At 32.8% G+C, this 17,380-nt stretch carries 15 protein-coding genes and 1 other annotated feature; of the genes, 6 read left to right on the forward strand and 9 right to left on the reverse strand.

The window, feature by feature from the left end; genetic code table 11:
- Positions 1–146 precede the first annotated feature (146 nt).
- Together N4A57_RS13955 and N4A57_RS13960 are read right to left on the reverse strand one after the other, a co-directional pair.
- Positions 147–467 (reverse strand): DUF5658 family protein, encoded by a 321-nt coding sequence (locus tag N4A57_RS13955; protein ID WP_293658609.1) that lies wholly within the window; start codon positions 465–467, stop codon positions 147–149.
- A 65-nt stretch (positions 468–532) separates the two neighbouring features.
- Complete coding sequence (locus tag N4A57_RS13960) at positions 533–925, reverse strand: PPC domain-containing DNA-binding protein (RefSeq protein ID WP_293658610.1); 393 nt, start codon at positions 923–925, stop codon at positions 533–535.
- A 220-nt stretch (positions 926–1,145) separates the two neighbouring features.
- Here N4A57_RS13960 and N4A57_RS13965 point away from each other — a divergent pair, with 220 nt between their 5' ends.
- The 4 genes from N4A57_RS13965 to N4A57_RS13980 are packed head-to-tail and all read left to right on the forward strand — an operon-like array spanning position 1,146 to position 6,380.
- Complete coding sequence (locus tag N4A57_RS13965; protein ID WP_293658611.1) at positions 1,146–2,471, forward strand: ABC transporter substrate-binding protein; 1,326 nt, start codon at positions 1,146–1,148, stop codon at positions 2,469–2,471.
- A 55-nt stretch (positions 2,472–2,526) separates the two neighbouring features.
- A complete protein-coding gene (locus tag N4A57_RS13970; protein ID WP_293658612.1) occupies positions 2,527–3,393 on the forward strand; it encodes a carbohydrate ABC transporter permease in 867 nt (288 codons plus the stop codon).
- Entirely contained in the window at positions 3,393–4,211 is an 819-nt protein-coding gene (locus tag N4A57_RS13975) for a carbohydrate ABC transporter permease (RefSeq protein ID WP_293658613.1), read from the forward strand. The genes N4A57_RS13970 and N4A57_RS13975 overlap by 1 nt, the downstream gene beginning before the upstream one ends.
- A gap of 12 nt (positions 4,212–4,223) precedes the next feature.
- The gene (locus tag N4A57_RS13980) at positions 4,224–6,380 is read left to right on the forward strand and encodes a TIM-barrel domain-containing protein (RefSeq protein WP_330671526.1); all 2,157 of its coding nucleotides are present in this window, start codon (positions 4,224–4,226) and stop codon (positions 6,378–6,380) included.
- A 237-nt stretch (positions 6,381–6,617) separates the two neighbouring features.
- Here N4A57_RS13980 and N4A57_RS13985 read toward each other — a convergent pair whose 3' ends face one another.
- From N4A57_RS13985 to ilvA, 7 genes are all read right to left on the reverse strand, one after another.
- Complete coding sequence (locus tag N4A57_RS13985) at positions 6,618–7,724, reverse strand: chorismate mutase (protein WP_293658614.1); 1,107 nt, start codon at positions 7,722–7,724, stop codon at positions 6,618–6,620.
- Positions 7,712–8,812 carry a chorismate synthase gene (aroC, locus tag N4A57_RS13990; protein ID WP_293658615.1) on the reverse strand — a complete coding sequence of 367 codons (1,101 nt, stop codon included), beginning with the start codon at positions 8,810–8,812 and terminating at the stop codon, positions 7,712–7,714. The genes N4A57_RS13985 and aroC overlap by 13 nt, the downstream gene beginning before the upstream one ends.
- Entirely contained in the window at positions 8,790–10,088 is a 1,299-nt protein-coding gene (gene aroA / locus N4A57_RS13995) for a 3-phosphoshikimate 1-carboxyvinyltransferase (RefSeq protein ID WP_293658616.1), read from the reverse strand. The genes aroC and aroA overlap by 23 nt, the downstream gene beginning before the upstream one ends.
- An 87-nt stretch (positions 10,089–10,175) precedes the next feature.
- Positions 10,176–11,225 (reverse strand): 3-dehydroquinate synthase, encoded by a 1,050-nt coding sequence (gene aroB / locus N4A57_RS14000; protein ID WP_293658617.1) that lies wholly within the window; start codon positions 11,223–11,225, stop codon positions 10,176–10,178.
- The gene (locus N4A57_RS14005) at positions 11,213–12,067 is read right to left on the reverse strand and encodes a prephenate dehydrogenase (RefSeq protein ID WP_293658618.1); all 855 of its coding nucleotides are present in this window, start codon (positions 12,065–12,067) and stop codon (positions 11,213–11,215) included. Before N4A57_RS14005 ends, aroB begins: the two co-directional genes overlap by 13 nt.
- Before the next feature lie 13 nt (positions 12,068–12,080).
- Complete coding sequence (gene aroF / locus N4A57_RS14010; protein ID WP_293658619.1) at positions 12,081–13,094, reverse strand: 3-deoxy-7-phosphoheptulonate synthase; 1,014 nt, start codon at positions 13,092–13,094, stop codon at positions 12,081–12,083.
- A 276-nt stretch (positions 13,095–13,370) separates the two neighbouring features.
- Positions 13,371–14,576 carry a threonine ammonia-lyase gene (gene ilvA, locus N4A57_RS14015; protein WP_293658620.1) on the reverse strand — a complete coding sequence of 402 codons (1,206 nt, stop codon included), beginning with the start codon at positions 14,574–14,576 and terminating at the stop codon, positions 13,371–13,373.
- A gap of 191 nt (positions 14,577–14,767) precedes the next feature.
- Positions 14,768–15,019: a binding site (T-box leader), on the forward strand.
- 285 nt (positions 15,020–15,304) lie between these two features.
- Between ilvA and N4A57_RS14020 the strand changes: the two genes are divergently transcribed.
- Both N4A57_RS14020 and ilvB read left to right on the forward strand, forming a co-directional pair.
- The gene (locus N4A57_RS14020) at positions 15,305–15,532 is read left to right on the forward strand and encodes a hypothetical protein (RefSeq protein WP_293658621.1); all 228 of its coding nucleotides are present in this window, start codon (positions 15,305–15,307) and stop codon (positions 15,530–15,532) included.
- A gap of 15 nt (positions 15,533–15,547) precedes the next feature.
- Positions 15,548–17,188: a biosynthetic-type acetolactate synthase large subunit gene (ilvB, locus tag N4A57_RS14025; protein WP_293658622.1), complete on the forward strand. Its 1,641-nt coding sequence runs from the start codon at positions 15,548–15,550 to the stop codon at positions 17,186–17,188.
- The last annotated feature ends 192 nt before the right edge of the window (positions 17,189–17,380 follow it).

Below are 17,380 nucleotides of genomic sequence, written 5' to 3' on the forward strand. Positions count from 1 at the left end.
GGCAAGAAAAAATAACCCCTTTAGGGGTAGCCTGAGAAGGAAAGCGGTTGGCAGACCTTTCAATGTGTCTTAAGACACGGCGAGCAACATGCCCTTCTAGGGCTAAAGCAAACCACCCGTTCGACGGGTGGTCATGATTTATAGATTTAAAGTCTAGAAAATCCATATAAAAATAATATTTTAATATGCATACTAAGAGGTATTAGTTGAATAGATAAGGGGATGATAAGTATTTTTTTAAAGTATTTTTTGTCCCTATATTTTTCTATGGATTTAAATAATGTAACGAAAAATAATACTATTAATATCCTTAGAAAAAATCCTTCTAAAAAGGGTTTATTCATAAAATTGTCCATTAGAGGATTCATTTCCGTAGCAATATAAAATATATGGATTTCAATATAAGTAACAATATAATCAATAATCATTAAAAGAGACAATAAACCTAACAAAATATTAATACTCATATAAACACCTCCTAGTATTTATATGAGTATTGACTATTTTATATGAGTTTAGGCATATTCAAAACTTATTTTTCAATAAATAGTTCCTTGTATCCTGTGGATGAATCAAATTTTCTAGAAAAAATAGTGCCACCTAATGATCCAATAACTATTTCAGCTGTGGTATTTATTAAACAACCATCCATCAAGTGTCCTCCAAATACTAATCCATCCTTATCAGAAAGGGAAATATGAAGATGAACTCCATCCTTTGATAAAGTCCCACTTAAAGATAAAATTTCTAAATTTTCATTAAAATTTTTAGTACTAATTCCATCTGCTAGCCTAATAGTACCCTTATATATACAACCTACACAGGTGAGTATTAGCCCGGCATTTATATTGTTTTTTTTAGTAAACTCTACTAGTTTTTCCTTCAAGTCCATATGTTTAGTGAGTCTTAAAGTATAAGTATCCATGAAAACCTCCAATTATGTAGAATAAAAAATTTAATAACACTAATGTATCACTAAATGGGCCAAATGGCTAATTATATGATTTTTGGAATATTATACGGATTAATAATATAGATTAATAATATAAAGAAGACAACTTAGGAGAATTAATATTCTAAGGTAACTTTAAAAGGAGCAGAGAAGGCTGAAAAAAAGCAAGGTTTAAAATTAAGGGGGAAGAAAAATGTTTAAGTCAAAGAGGTTATTAGCTTTAACTATCATATTAGTATTAGCTACTAGTATGTTCTTTACAGGTTGTTCAAAGAAGGAAGAAGTATCTGTGGAAACAAAAAAGGTAGAGGTAGATGTATTCCAATTTAAAGTTGAAATAGCAAAGGAATTAGAAAATGCAGCAAGGGATTATGAAGCAGAACATTCAGATGTTAATATCAACATTCAAACTGTTGGTGGTGGAGATGACTATGGTGCAGCCCTAAAGGCTAGATTCCAATCTGGGAATGAGCCAGATATATATAACGTTGGTGGACCACAAGATCTACAGGACTGGGCTACAAAGTTAGAAGATTTATCAAATGAACCCTGGGTGGAAAAGGCCCTTGATGGAGTATTATCAGGAGCAACTATGGAGGGAAAGGTTTATGCATTACCATTTAACATTGAAGGATATGGATTTATATACAATAAAGGAATCTTTGAAGCAGCAGGAATTGATGGAACTAAGATTGTAGACTATGCTTCTTTAGAAGAGGCAGTTAATACCTTAGATGGAAAGATTAAGTCAGGAGAATTAAAAGATAAGTATCCTGCCCTAGAAGCTGTATTTGAATATGCTGCAAAGGAAACTTGGGTAACAGGATTACATACATCAAATGTGGCTCTTAGCCAAGAATTCCCTAGTTCATTAGATGCGTATAACTCTAAGAGTGTGGAGTTTAGGTATGGAGATTCTTTAAAGAAGCTAATTGATTTACAAGCAGATTATTCATCAAATGGAAAAACTAGAGGAAAATTAAATGCAGTTGACTATTCAACTCAAGTAGAGCAAGGATTAGGAATTGAGCGTGTAGCCATAATCCAACAGGGAAACTGGGTATATGGTGGAGTTAAGAGTATAGATGAAAAGGTAGCAGATAATTTGGGAATACTACCTATGCCAATTGTAGGAGCTAAAGAAGATTCCATTCCAGTGGGAGTTCCAATGCACTGGGCAATTAACAAGGATAGTGATGATGCTTCTAAGGCTGCAGCTAAGGATTTCTTAAACTGGTTATACACTTCTGAAAAGGGAAAGGATTATGTAGTTAACAAGTTCTACTTCATTCCTGCCCTTAAGGGATATGAAAACTTTGATCCACAGGACTCATTAGGAAAGGCAGTTAAAGCTTATGCTGAAGCTGGAAAGACTGTTCCTTGGGTATTCATGGGATATCCTACAGGATGGGGAATGGATATGTTAGGAGCAAATATTCAAAAGTATCTAGCAGGAGAAATGACTTGGGATGAACTAATTAAAGACTCTCAAGAAAGATGGGAAAAGGAAAGAAGTTAATAATATATGAAAAATGAGGGGGAGAGTTCCCCCTCATTTAATAGGGAGGTTACTGATGAAAAATTCAAAGGGTTGGTTTAGTATTTTCGTAGGGCCTATATTATTTGCATTTATTGTAGTAGTAATTATTCCTATGTTTATGGGAATATATTATTCCTTCACTTCTTGGAATGGAATAAACAATAATGCCACATGGATAGGTTTGAAAAATTATGTGGAAATATTCACAGAAGATAAAGAATTTTCACATGTGTTTTTGTTCACAGGAAAATTTGCAATTGTATCTGTAATAAGTATTAATTTAATAGGATTCTTACTAGCCTTACTTGTGACAAGGGGACTTAAAGTAAGTAATTTTTTAAGAAGTGCATTTTTCTTACCAAATTTAATTGGTGGTCTTATATTAGGATTCATATGGCAGTTCATATTCACCAAGGGATTTGATGCTTTAGGAGCAAAGCTGGGAATAGATTTTTTAAGGGGATGGCTTTCAAATACTCAGACGGGATTTTGGGGCCTTGTCATATTAATGTCCTGGCAAATGGCTGGATATATGATGGTCATATATATAGCAGCACTACAAAATATACCAGATTCCCTACTAGAAGCAGCAGAAATAGATGGAGCAGGAAGTTTTCAAAAGTTAATTCACATAACCATACCCCTTGTGGCACCAGCATTTACTATAGGAGTATTTTTAACACTATCTAACTCCTTTAAGTTATATGACCAAAACCTATCATTGACGAATGGAGGACCATATAATTCAACTCAAATGCTTGCCATGAATATATATAATACGGCATTTAAATTTAATGACTTTGGATTAGCCCAGGCCAAGGCAGTAATATTTTTGATTACAGTGGCAGCCATATCCATAACGCAAATTTATTATAGTAAGAAAAGGGAGGTGGAAATGTAATGAAGAATAAAAACAGACTTTTATTATGGATGATATCTATTTTAAGTGGACTAATATTTTTATCTCCCTTTTATATAGTAGTGACTAACTCATTCAAAACTCAAAAGGGAATATTTACAAATGTAATGGGATTACCAAAGGACTTTTTCACTGCAAATAATTATGTGGAGGCTTTTATAGCACTGGATTTTTTAAAATCATTTACTAATTCACTACTAATTACAGTGGGTAGTAGTTTAATAATAATAGTTTTATCTGCTATGGCAGCTTGGATGTTAGTTAGGACGAAGACTAGGTTAAGTAGTTTCTTATTCTTAGTATTTGCAGGAGCCATGCTTATACCTTTTCAATCGGTAATGTTACCCCTTATTAACATAATGGGTAAAGTGGGATTATTAAACCCAGGTGGACTTATGTTTATGTATCTTGGATTTGGATCTAGTTTATCAATAATTTTATACCATGGTTTCATAAAGGGAATTCCTAAGGAATTAGAAGAGGCTGCAACAATAGATGGATGTAATAAATTACAAATATTCTTCTATATTATATTTCCCTTATTAAAGCCAATTACAGTGACCGTATCCATATTAAATGTTATGTGGATTTGGAACGATTTTTTATTACCACAATTAGTTATAAATGATCCTAAGTGGCATACAATACCCCTTAAGATGTTCTACTTCTTTGGACAATTCTCTAAAAGATGGGATTTAGCCCTAGCAGGATTAGTTATTGGAATGATACCAATAATATTATTTTATTTTGTGGCACAAAGGCACATTATTAAAGGGGTTACACAGGGTTCGATTAAATAGAAAAAGGTGATTATGGTGAAAGCATATAAAATTGATGAAAATATAATTAGATATACATTTGGAAGACCAATAAACACAGATGCAGTAGTAGTAGTAAGGGGAGAAGACATAGGCAATAGGGAAATGCCTTATGTTAATATTCTTTCCAGTGAAAATTTATTAATAACATATAAGATGGATGACTTAGATATTGTATATGGACTTGGCCAAAATCAAAGGGGAATTAACAAAAGGGGAGGTATTTATGAGAGCTTTTGTTCTGATGATCCTAATCATACTCCTAATAAAAAGTCTTTATACGGAGCACACAATTTTATCATAGTAGATGGTAAAGAAAAGTTTGGAATATTTATAGATTACCCGGGAAAAGTAAAGTTTGATATAGGTTTTACTCATAAAGAATATTTAGAAGTAAGTTTAGATGATAATAATGTATATGTATATATTATTGAAGGTGAAAATTCTAAAGCCATAGTAAAGAGCTTTTTAAATATAATTGGTATGGGTTATGTGCCTCCCAAATGGGCCTTTGGATACCAACAATGTAGATGGAGTTATGAAGATAAGGATGAAATAGAGGAGGTTGCTAATAAGTTTATTGAAAATAACATACCCTGTGACACTATATACTTAGATATAGATTATATGGACACATATAAGGATTTTACTGTAAGTAATGAACGTTTTTCTGATTTTAGTAATTTTGTTAAGAAGATGAAAGATAAGGGATTTAGATTAATTCCCATAATAGATGCAGGAGTAAAGATTCAAGAGGGTTATGATGTTTATGAAGAGGGAATAAAAAATAATTATTTCTGTACTGATGAAAGTGGTAATCCCTTTGTAGCGGCAGTTTGGCCTGGGAAAGTACATTTTCCTGACTTCTTGAACAAGGAAGCAAGGCTTTGGTTTGGGTTAAAATACAATATTCTTGTAGATTGTGGTATAGAGGGATTTTGGAATGATATGAATGAACCTGCCATATTTTACACAGAAAGGGGAATAAAGGAAGCAATACATAGGGCAAAGGAATCTGAGGGAAAGAACTTGGATATGGATACTTTCTTTGATCTTATGGATACCTTTAGAAATGTGAATAACAATGATGAAGATTACAAGGCCATGTATCACAATATGGATGGAAAAAGATTAAATCACTATCATGTGCATAATCTATACGGATACAACATGACAAGATCAGCAGGAGAGGCCTTTGAACATATAGATAAAAACAAAAGGTTTTTAATGTTCTCTAGATCTTCTTATATAGGAATGCATAGATATTCTGGAATTTGGACTGGAGATAATCATTCCTGGTGGGACCATATCCTTTTAAATTTAAAGATGATGCCGTCCCTAAATATGTGTGGCTTATTATATTCTGGAGCAGATACGGGAGGATTTAGTGAAGATGCCAACTCTCAGTTATTAATAAGATGGAATCAATTTAGTATGTTCACACCCCTTTATCGAAATCATTCAGCAAAGGGAACGAGAAGGCAAGAACCCTATGCCTTTGAAGAAGAAACTAAAGATATATTAAAAAATATGATTGAAATTAGATATAGTTTAATACCATATATCTATTCTGAATATATGAAGGCCATATTAAATAGGCATATGTATTTTATGCCCTTATCCTTTGAATATGAAGATGTCATGTCAAAGCGGGTGGAAAATCAACTTCTATTAGGAGATTCTTTAATGGTGGCTCCCCTGTATGAAGAAAATAGTTTAGGTAGATATGTATATTTACCAGAGGATATGCTCTTATGGAAGGCTAAACAGTATGATGAAAGAAACTATGAAGTGATGAAAAAGGGTCATGCCTATGTGGATATACCTTTAGAAGAAGTGGCCATATTTATTAGGAAAAATAAAATCCTAGTATTGGGAAATTCAGCTAGAAATGTGGATAGTATGGATAATTCTAGTATAAGTGTAATAGCCTTTGTGGAAGATAAGGCCACATATGCACTATATGATGATGATGGTGTAACTAAAGAATTTAAAGAAGGGAAATATTCTGAAATAGAAATAGTTATAGAAAAGAAGGATGAGGACTTTGAAATAACTATTGAAAACTCTGGTAATGAAGAGATTAAAACTATTAAGTTTGAAATTATAGATGTCTTGGGAAATGTAATTGAGAAAAGAGTTCAAGTATAGATCTAGCGTGTGAAAAACTTGCTTTATGTGGGCCTATTTCAGGAAAATATATTGAAAATCTTTTTCACCCAAGTCCTTGTCACAAGCGAAAGTGTGAATCTTCGTATATAGGTTCATGTGTCATGTTGGAGTAGCATAGGATGTTGTGACGTTCCAGGGTTCCAAAGATTTTCAATATATTTTCCTTAGTAGGCAAGTTACTGTATAAATAAAGCTTAGTGTTGATAAATCTATATATCAAGATCCCGAAATATAATTCCCTATTAACTTAAAGTAATTTGAATTCTCTTCAATTAACTTAATGGCCTTCTTAACGTGATTATCCTGTATATTCCCTTCAAAGTCTATATAAAAGAAATATTCCCATGATCTACCTAATATGGGTCTAGATTCTATCTTTAACATACTTATGCCATTGTCTGCAAAATATCTCAGTACATTAAATAAAGCCCCTGGCTCATGATTAGTGTTTAATAGTACACTTACCTTATTGGCCCTTTCACAAATCTCAGGATTTTTTCCTATTATGACAAACCTTGTATAGTTTTCATGATTATGATGGATATTATCCTTCAATACTTCTAAATTATATATCTTAGCTGCATTAGCACTTGCCACTGCACCCTTTTTAACATCCCTTTGCTCCATTATATATTTTGCACTGATGGCAGTATTTTTATATGGAATCAATTTTATATGTGGATATTTCTTTAGAAATTCCTTACTTTGTTCTAATGCCTGTGGATGGGAGTAGATTTCTTCTAATAAGTCTATTGATGAGCCTTTCACCCCTAATAAATTGTGCTTAACTTTTAAACAAACTTCTCCTACAATATATCCATTATACTTCTTAAGTAAATCATATACTTCTAATATTCCCCCTGTAGAAGAATTTTCTATGGGGAGTACACCATAATCTATGTGGCTACTACGAAGGTTTACAAATACATCATCAAAGGTTTCCACATTCATACTTTCCACATCTGTAAAATATTCATTAAGGGCTGCTTCACTAAAGGAACCAGGCTCACCTTGAAATCCCACTTTTACTTTAGCTTTTTTATCTATAACCCTATTTAACATTCCTTCCCTTTGAACTTCTCTACTTATCTCCATTACCTTTTTGAAAAATTCCTTCATGGGACCTACTAGATTCTCATCCTCAAGATAGGAAGCATTCTTATTTAAAACATCTTCTTCCCTGGCTTTGTTCAATATGGGCATATTTGTTTCTTCTTTGAATTTACCTATCTCAGTTACTATTTCCATTCTTCTCTCAAAAAGTTTTACCAATTCCTTATCTACCTTATCTATTTCACATCTCAATAAATCTAACTTATCCATTCTAATCCCTTCTTTTCTATTATCATATCTAATAAGGTAAGGGCAACCCCAGCCTCAATTACAGGTATAGCTCTTGGAACTATACATGGATCATGCCTACCTTCTATGGAAAGGGAAGTTTCCTCTTTACTCTCTATATTTATAGTTCTTTGTTTCATGCTAATGGATGGAGTTGGTTTTATGGCACATTTAAATACTATGGGCATACCATTTGATATTCCTCCTAGGATTCCACCATTATTATTAGTATAAGTCCTTATTTCTCCATCTTTTATACAATACTCATCGTTACTTTCATTCCCCTTCATTTTACTCATATTAAAACCTTCTCCAAATTCTATTCCCTTAATGGCAGGTATGGAAAACATCATCCCAGCAATTCTACTTTCAATAGAAGAGAAAAATGGTGAACCAATGCCTGTTTCCACATTTAATATGATAGTTTCAACGGTTCCTCCTACAGAGTTTCCTTCTTCCTTTGCCCTTAGGATTATATCTTTCATAGAATTTATTTTACTTTTATCTATAAGTGGAAATTCTTCCTGTCTTAAATTTCTCACTAGTTCCTCACTACAATTAACATGGTCAAATGTTTCATCCTCTTGTGTATATATACTCCTAATATGACTTCCTATGAGTATATTATTCTTCTCCAGTATTTGTTTAGCTATACTTCCTGCAAATACTAAGGGAGCTGTAAGTCTTCCTGAGAAGTGGCCTCCACCCCTATAATCGTTTGACTTATTATATTTCATATAACCTGTATAATCAGCGTGGCCTGGTCTCATTAAATCCTTCGTTTTACTATAATCTATAGATCTTGTATTAGTATTTCCTATGAATGCACATAGGGGAGTTCCCGTAGTTTTTCCATTAAAGTATCCACTTAAAATCTTTACTTCATCAGCCTCTTTCCTACTGGTAGTCAGCTTACTATTTCCAGGCTTCCTTCTATCCATTTCATATCTTATATAGTCCATATCTAGACTTATTCCCCCTGGAAGACCATCTATTACTATGCCTACTCCATGACCGTGGGACTCTCCAAATATGGATACCTTTACATTATTCCCCCATATTCCACTCATGGACATGACCTCCTAAACTCTTGAAATCTTCCCAGAAGGATGGGTATGATTTTTCCACACTAGAACTATTTTCTATAGTTAATTCTCCACTGCACTTCATACTAGCTATTCCTAGAGCCATGGCTATTCTATGATCATTCCAGCTATTTACAACTCCACCTGTTAGACCTTCTACTCCATGGATCTCAAGGCCATCTTCTAACTCAATAATATTAGCTCCCAATTTATTAAGCTCTGTAGATATGGACTTTAATCTGTCCGATTCCTTTATTCTAAGTCTTGCTCCATTTGTTATTTTAGTTACGCCCTTAGAAAAGGTTCCTAATAGGGCAAGGATTGGTACTAAATCTGGACATTGGGATACATCTATGGTTATACCCTTAGTTTCACTTGGATGAACTATTATACCATCTTCTTTGTACTCTATTTTTCCACCCATTTTCTCTACTATTTCTAATATTGCCTTATCTCCCTGTTTAGAACCCAGGTCTAAATCTAAACACTTAATAGAATCACCTATTAAACCTGCCACAATCCAAAATGCCCCCTGGGAAAAATCTCCTTCTACCCTGTAGTCCTTAGGAGTATATTTTTGATTTCCATCTATTTTAAACTCTTCATAGTTTTTATTTTCTATCTTTATTCCAAACTTCCCTAACATATCTAGTGTTAAATCTATATATGCCTTAGACTCTAAATTATTAGTTATAACTATATTAGAATCTTCATCTAACTTAGGTAATGTAAATAATAGTCCACTTATGAACTGAGAACTTACATTTCCCACTACTTCATATTTATCAGCCTTTAATTTTCCTTCCAAAGTTAATGGCAGATTCCCACCATTTGTCTCATATTTTATTCCTTGCTTTTCAAATATTTCATAATAAGTATCCATAGGCCTTTCCACAAGTTTTCCCCTTCCTGTGAAAGTTACTTTGTCATCTGCCAAAGTTCCTATGGGAATTAAAAATCTTAAAGTGGAACCAGATTCATTACAATCTATAACTTCATTTAATACTTTTAATTGGTCCCTTCCCTCTATAATAATTTCATACTTATCATTATTATCTTTCTTAGTATCTATAACTTTAACACCTAAACTCTTCATAGCCTCCATTGTGGCTATTATATCCTTAGACATGATAAGATTGCTTATCTTACTTTTCCCATGACCTAACGCTGCACATATGATAGCCCTATGGCTCATACTCTTAGATGGAGGAATAACTACTTCCCCTTTTAATTTATTAGGACTTATCTTCACTGCCTTCATCATGCTCTCTCCTTAATTGATTTGTATTTTTCTATATCTAAACATTTATAGATTAATTCACCCAAAACCAGTTTTCACATAATAGATCTATATATAATCCTTAATTTGGCTACTTTTAATCTTTTTAATATAACAATCCCCTATTTCCTTTAACAATATTATATTCACATATTCCCCCGTACTCTTCTTATCCTTCTTTATGGCATCTATTAGATCTTCTTCATCTGTAATTGGTAACTCATAGGGTAAATTATATTTTTCTAATAAATTCTTAATTTCATCTCTAGTTCCCATCTTAGTTAAACCTAATTTCTCACTACTCTTACTAATAACATACATACCTATGGCTACAGCTTCTCCATGGGAGTATTTTTTATAATCAAATACTCTCTCTATTCCATGACCTATAGTGTGACCAAAGTTTAGAATCATTCTAATACCCTTATCTAACTCATCTTCACCAACTACCTCTGCCTTTATTTCACAGCAAGTATATATTATCTCTTCTATTATTTCATTAATATCTATACATTCCTTAAGAGTATTAAAAAGTTTTTCATCCCTTATACACCCATACTTTATCACTTCAGCCATACCATCACTAAAATATTTCCCATCTAAAGTACACAGTAAATCTGGATCTATTAATACAGCCTTTGGTTGATAAAAGTTTCCCACTAGGTTTTTTCCACTTTTTAAGTTTATGGCAACCTTACCTCCCACACTGGAATCTACCTGGGATAAAAGGGTAGTAGGAACTTGTATAAAGTCAACTCCTCTTAAATAGGTGGCTGATATGAATCCTGCCAAATCTCCTACTACTCCTCCTCCAAAGGCCACTATTAAATCACTTCTAGTAATATTTAAATTAGCCAATTTCTCACAACAGATTTCCATAGTTTTAAAACTCTTACTGGATTCCCCTGGCTCCACCTCTATAAAATGAACTTGAAAATATTCACTCAAGGTTTTATCTATTTTTTCTTTATATAATCTAGATACATTAGTATCTGTAATAACTACTACTTTTTTACCCTTATATAAAAGTTTAATATGTTCTCCTAGTTTTTCTAGAATTCCCCTTTTAATATTTATTTTATATTGTCTACTCTTTGCATTTACATTTAATGTGAGCATTTTAAATTTATTTCCTTCCTCTTAATTCTTCCACTTTCCAGTTGAGAACAAAGTATATCCATATCTTCCTCTTTTAAAGCCTCTTTTATTATTTTAATATTTTCTTCAAATTTATCTATTTCCTTTAACACATTTTCCTTATTATTTATTAGGATTTTACTCCACAAATATGGATTTAAATAAGCAACTCTAGTAATATCCTTAAAACTACCACCTATAAAATCATTTGCCTCTTCATTAGTATTATTCACAAAGGCATTTGCTATTACATGGGATAAATGACTAGTGTAGGCCACCAGTTCATCATGTCTCTTAGGACTAGTCATAATTATGTTATTGCTACCAATTAGTTCAGCAATTTTTCTTATCTTGTATATATTTTTATCAGTATTATCAGGTATGGTAGTTATTATATAGTTACAATTCATAAATAGATTTTCATGGGAATAATCAAAACCATTAAATTCTCTTCCAGCCATGGGATGACCACCTATAAACTCCATAGAATTCCCTATTATATTATTTATTCTCTGTACCATATGTCCCTTAACTCCACATACGTCTGTAATTAATATATCTTCTTTTAAATGAGTTAGATTCTCTCTTATGAATTTTATATTATCTTGTGCATATAGACACATTATTAAAATATGGGTCTTACTAAGTGCCTCTTTTATACTTTCACATTCATCTATCACATTTAAGTCCATTGCCTTCTTAATAGTATGTTGGTCTTTATCTATGGCCCATAGATTTTTAGGATTATTACGCCGCAGTGCTTTAGCGTAGGAACCTCCTATTAAACCTAATCCAACTATGGTTATATTAAAGTCACTTAACAATGTTCTCCCCCCATTATATCTTAATGTTAAATAGATTTGCCATATTCTTTAAATCACCCATAAGTTTTTGGAACTTTTCTGGCTTTATTGATTGTTGTCCATCACACATGGCATTTGCCGGGTCATGATGTACTTCTATCATAAGTCCATCTGCTCCCACTGCCATAGCTGCCTTTGCAAGGGGTTCAACTAACCACCATAATCCTGCTGCATGGGAAGGGTCCACTATTACAGGTAGATGACTCTTTTTCTTAATCATTGGTATGGCACTTAAATCTAGTGTATTTCTCGTGTATTTTTCAAAGGTCCTAATTCCCCTTTCACAAAGAATTACCTTATTATTTCCTTCAGACATGATGTATTCTGCTGCCATTAGTAATTCTTCTATGGTAGCTGACATACCACGCTTTAATAAAATTGGTTTATCTGTTTTACCAACTTCCTTTAGCAAATCAAAATTTTGCATATTTCTAGCGCCAATTTGAATTACATCCACATCTCTTACGAATCTATCTATGGTATCTATGGTCATGAGTTCTGTCACTATTGGTAATCCAGTTTCTTCTTTTGCAATCTTTAAAAGATCCAACCCCTCTTCCCTTAGTCCTTGGAAACTGTATGGAGATGTTCTTGGCTTGAATGCTCCGCCCCTTAGGAAATGGGCTCCTGCTGCCTTTACTGCCTTTGCCGTATGAACTATTTGGTCCTTAGTTTCTACAGAACAAGGACCTGCCATTATGGCAAAATTTCCTCCACCTATTTTAGCTCCATCTATATTTAAAATAGTATCTTTTGGATGGAAGTATCTATTAGCCTTCTTATATGGTTCTTGTACGTGCATTACTTTTTCCACAACTCTGTTTGAAGCTATTAAATTAGCATCAATTCTACTTGTGTCTCCTACTAACCCTAGCACATGATGGTTATGACCCTTAATTTCATTCACTTCACATCCTAATTCAATCATTTTATTTTTAATTTTTACACACTCATATTCCTCTGTTTCTGGTTTTAATACGATTATCATTCTTATTCCTCCTTGTTATTTGTTTTTTTGTATAAAAAAATAAGGCCCAATAATGAGCCTTATGTATTGAAAATCTATTTAATATAGTCTTGTTTAACTTTTAACTATACTCATACATAATTTTATAGGACAACCCATTAGACATATTTTTTTTAAATTTTTGGCAACAGAAATAGCTAGCGCTAAAATAAAAGCTATCGCTAGTAAAATAAAAATAAGTATAAAATTTCTTTGCCATATGTCTAATTGATTTCATTTTTATTTGCTCCTATCCTTTTAGTATATTTGTCTTATATCATATCCAACTTCATTAAGTTTATTCTTAATTCTTTCAATATGATCATATCCATGTGTTTCCACTGTCACTTCTAAAACCACATTATGAATTCTATTTAAAGCTTTAAACTGATTGTGTTCTAGCTTGATTACATTTGCATTTAAGTACTTTAATACTTCTGATATTTTTAATAATTCTCCTGGCACGTCAGGCATTTCTGCTGAAAAGCAGAATAATCTTCCTGAAGATACTAAACCATTATTAATCATGGAAGATATGGTTACTACATCTATATTCCCACCACTCACAACTGATACAACTTTTTTATTATAAAAATTTAATTTAGTAGTTGCAGCCAGTGTTAGTACTCCTGCATGCTCACAAACTAATTTATGCTTTTCAAGTAATTTTAAAAAGGCATTCATAAGTTCATAGTCAGATACAGTTATAATATCATCCACATAATCCTTTATTATGTCATAAGTTTTATCTCCACATTTCTTAACAGCAACCCCATCGGCTATGGTCTGAACTTTCTCTAGTTCAGTGACTTTACCATTCATAAGGGAAGTTTTTAATGTGGTGGCCCCCTCTGGTTCTACACCTATTACCCTAATCTTTGGATTAATACTTTTTATAGCTAAACTTATACCACTTATTAATCCTCCACCACCAATTGGTACTAATAGGGCATCTGCATCCTTTAGTTCTTCTAATATTTCAAGACCTATTGTACCCTGGCCATATATTACATCCATATCATTAAATGGGTGTATAAAAGTTGCACCCTTATCTTTTTCTATTTCTAGAGCCTTTTCGTAAGCTTCATCATAACAAGAACCATGGAGAACTACTTCTGCACCATAACCCCTTGTAGAATCTACCTTAATGAATGGAGTATTTTTAGGCATAACTATGGTGGCTTTAACTCCTAGCTCCTTCGCAGCATAGGCCACACCTTGAGCATGATTTCCTGCTGATGATGCAACTAAGCCCTTTGATTTTTCTTCCTCTGTTAGCTGAGTTAGTTTATTATATGCACCCCTTATTTTAAAAGCACCTGTCTTTTGTAAATTCTCTGGCTTAATGTATACTTCATTAGATGACAGTTTACTAAAAAGTTCACTATAAATAAGTGGTGTTTTTTTAATTACATTTTTTATTCTTTCTTTTGCTAGTTTTATTTCTTTTAAATGATTTTCCATAATGATCCCTCCATATTTTATAGAGAGATAAAAAAAAATTATTGGGAATTTTAAGTTTGATTTTAACAGTGTTGAAATATTTTGTCAATGGCATTTTATTAATTTTCAAAAAATTTTCAAAATGCCATTGACAAAAGTAAAAAATAACTATATACTACTTTTAAATAAATTTTTCATCCAAATGTGATATTCATAAAGCTGTGATGGAGACAAAGATAAATCTGTTACTATATACAGAGATTTAGGCATTGCTGAGAGCCTAATTATAGATGATTTATGTAATGATCACTCCTGAGCTTCTAAGTCGAAATTCTTAAAGAGTAGACAAGGACGGGTGCCACCGTTATATGGCTAGGATTCAAAGGAAACTTTCGATCTGATATGAGGTAGATATTTTTATATCTACAAAGTAGAGTGGTACCACGAAAACTTTCGTCTCTGCAAATACAATATTATGTGTTTGTAAAGCCGAGAGTTTTTTTATTTTTTAAAATCATCTTAGGCATATTCAAAAAACAAATTAATCATTTCACTGGTTATTTGAATTATTTTCTTCGTTATGGAATCGCTTACATATGTTCAATATGCTCGCTCACCATGCCTTGAAAATAACCCAAATCCCTCAGAGAACTGACTAGTTTATTTCTTTCATATGCCTTAAAAAGAAAAATGTTAATTATGTATATTGTTGATTCAGAATATTCAATTTATTCGAAAGGAGTAGAGAGATGAAAAGAACAATTATTGGGAAAATGGAAAAGGGTATGGACAATTTAATAAAATTAACAACATCTTTAAGGAGAAAAGAATTCTATATTAGTGAACTAGAAATAAAGGAATTTGATATAAATAATTCTATTAAAATAACCTTTGACGAAACTAAGGGACATACTGCAGATAAGGCAGCTTTATACTTAAAAAAATTCAGTTTACTAAATAGTATTCAAATTAATTAAAAGTAGGTGAATTTCATGAATAAATCAGGCTCACAAATAGTTTTACAATCCTTAAGAGACTTAGGAGTAGATACTCTCTTTGGCTATCCTGGAGGAGCCGTAATTCCATTATATGATGCCCTATATGATGAGACGGATCATTTTAATCATATAAGAACAGCCCATGAACAGAGTGCAGTACATGGTGCCGATGGATACAGTCGCTGCACTGGAAAGGTAGGCGTTTGTATTGTTACTTCAGGTCCAGGAGCTACTAATGCCATAACAGGTATAGCTAATGCCTATTTAGATTCTGTGCCTTTACTAGTTATATCAGGTCAAGTTCCCTGTCCTCTACTAGGAAAGGATTCCTTTCAAGAGGTAGACGTAACAGGAATTACTATGGGTATAACTAAAAAAAATTATCTTGTAAGGAATATAGAGGATTTAGAAAAAACTATTAAGGAAGCTTTATCCCTTGCATCAACAGGTCGTAAAGGTCCTGTTTTAATCGATATTCCTAAGGACGTATTTTTAGCTAAAACAGAATATAAAAATCTAGAAGTGTCCATGGATAAAGATCATATGGTCTGTGATAATTGCAATGAGGCCATACATTTATTAAAAAAAGCTAGGCAACCTGTTATTATGGCAGGAGGAGGAATCAAGTCCGCTGGTGCATCAAAGCTTTTAGTTGATTTGGCCCAGAAGCTTCATATTCCCGTTTTAAATACTTTAATGGGACTTGGCACCATAGATAGAAATCATGAACTTTCCTACGGTCTTGTGGGTATGCATGGTTCTAAGGAAGCTAATCTGGCAGTAAAACATTGTGATTTACTTTTAGCCATAGGCACAAGATTTAGTGACAGGGTTATAGGAAATCCTAAATTCTTTGCCCATGACGCTAAGATAATCCATTTTGAAATAGACATTACTGAACTGGATAAGAACTTGGACACTTATCTTCATGTGACAGGAGATTTAAAAGTAAATCTAGAGCATATCTATAATAATGTGGATAAAAAATATGATACGCGCTGGGCAGATAAGGTATCCACCTTTAAAAGTTCTAAACAAAAACTAGAAGAATTTAATGCCAAACTCATTATAGATAGCTTAAATAAACAATACGAAGATGCCTTTGTAGTTACAGATGTGGGCCAGCATCAAATGTGGACTGCTCAACATTGGAATTTCAAACGTGATAATTCCTTCATCACAAGTGGAGGCCTAGGCACCATGGGCTTTGGTATAGGAGCTGCCATAGGTACTCAAGTTGGTAATCCTAATGATACTGTAATATTATTTACTGGTGATGGAAGTTTTAGAATGTGTGCTCAAGAGCTTTTAACCATAAGTAAATATAATCTCCCTATAAAGATTATATTATTCAACAACCATAGCTTAGGAATGGTGCGGCAATGGCAAGACCTGTTCCAAGATAAAAAGTTCTCAGAAACCACCTTATATGACCATGTGGATTATATTAAACTATGTGATGCCTTTGGTATAAAAGCATATAAGGCCGAAAATAACAATGAACTACAAGAGGTTCTAGAAGCCAACAAGGATTTCAATGGACCCATATTAATAGAATGTGTAATTGACAACAATCAATTTGCTTATCCAATAATACCTCCAGGTCAATCAGTAGACCACATTATGGAGGGGTGATCATAAGAATAAAAGTTCTTTGGAAAAATAAACTATGAATATAGATTTCTAATTTGGAAACTTGCTTTATGTGGGCCTACTTCAGGAAAATATATTGAAAATTTTTTCCATTGAAGTCCTTGTCACAAGCGAAAGTGTGAATCTTCGTAGATAGGTTCATGAGTCATGTTGAAGTAGCATATGCTGTTGTGA

Origin of the sequence: Anaeromicrobium sp., from assembly GCF_025210435.1 — a bacterium.
Classification (GTDB): Bacteria; Bacillota; Clostridia; order Peptostreptococcales; family Thermotaleaceae; genus Anaeromicrobium.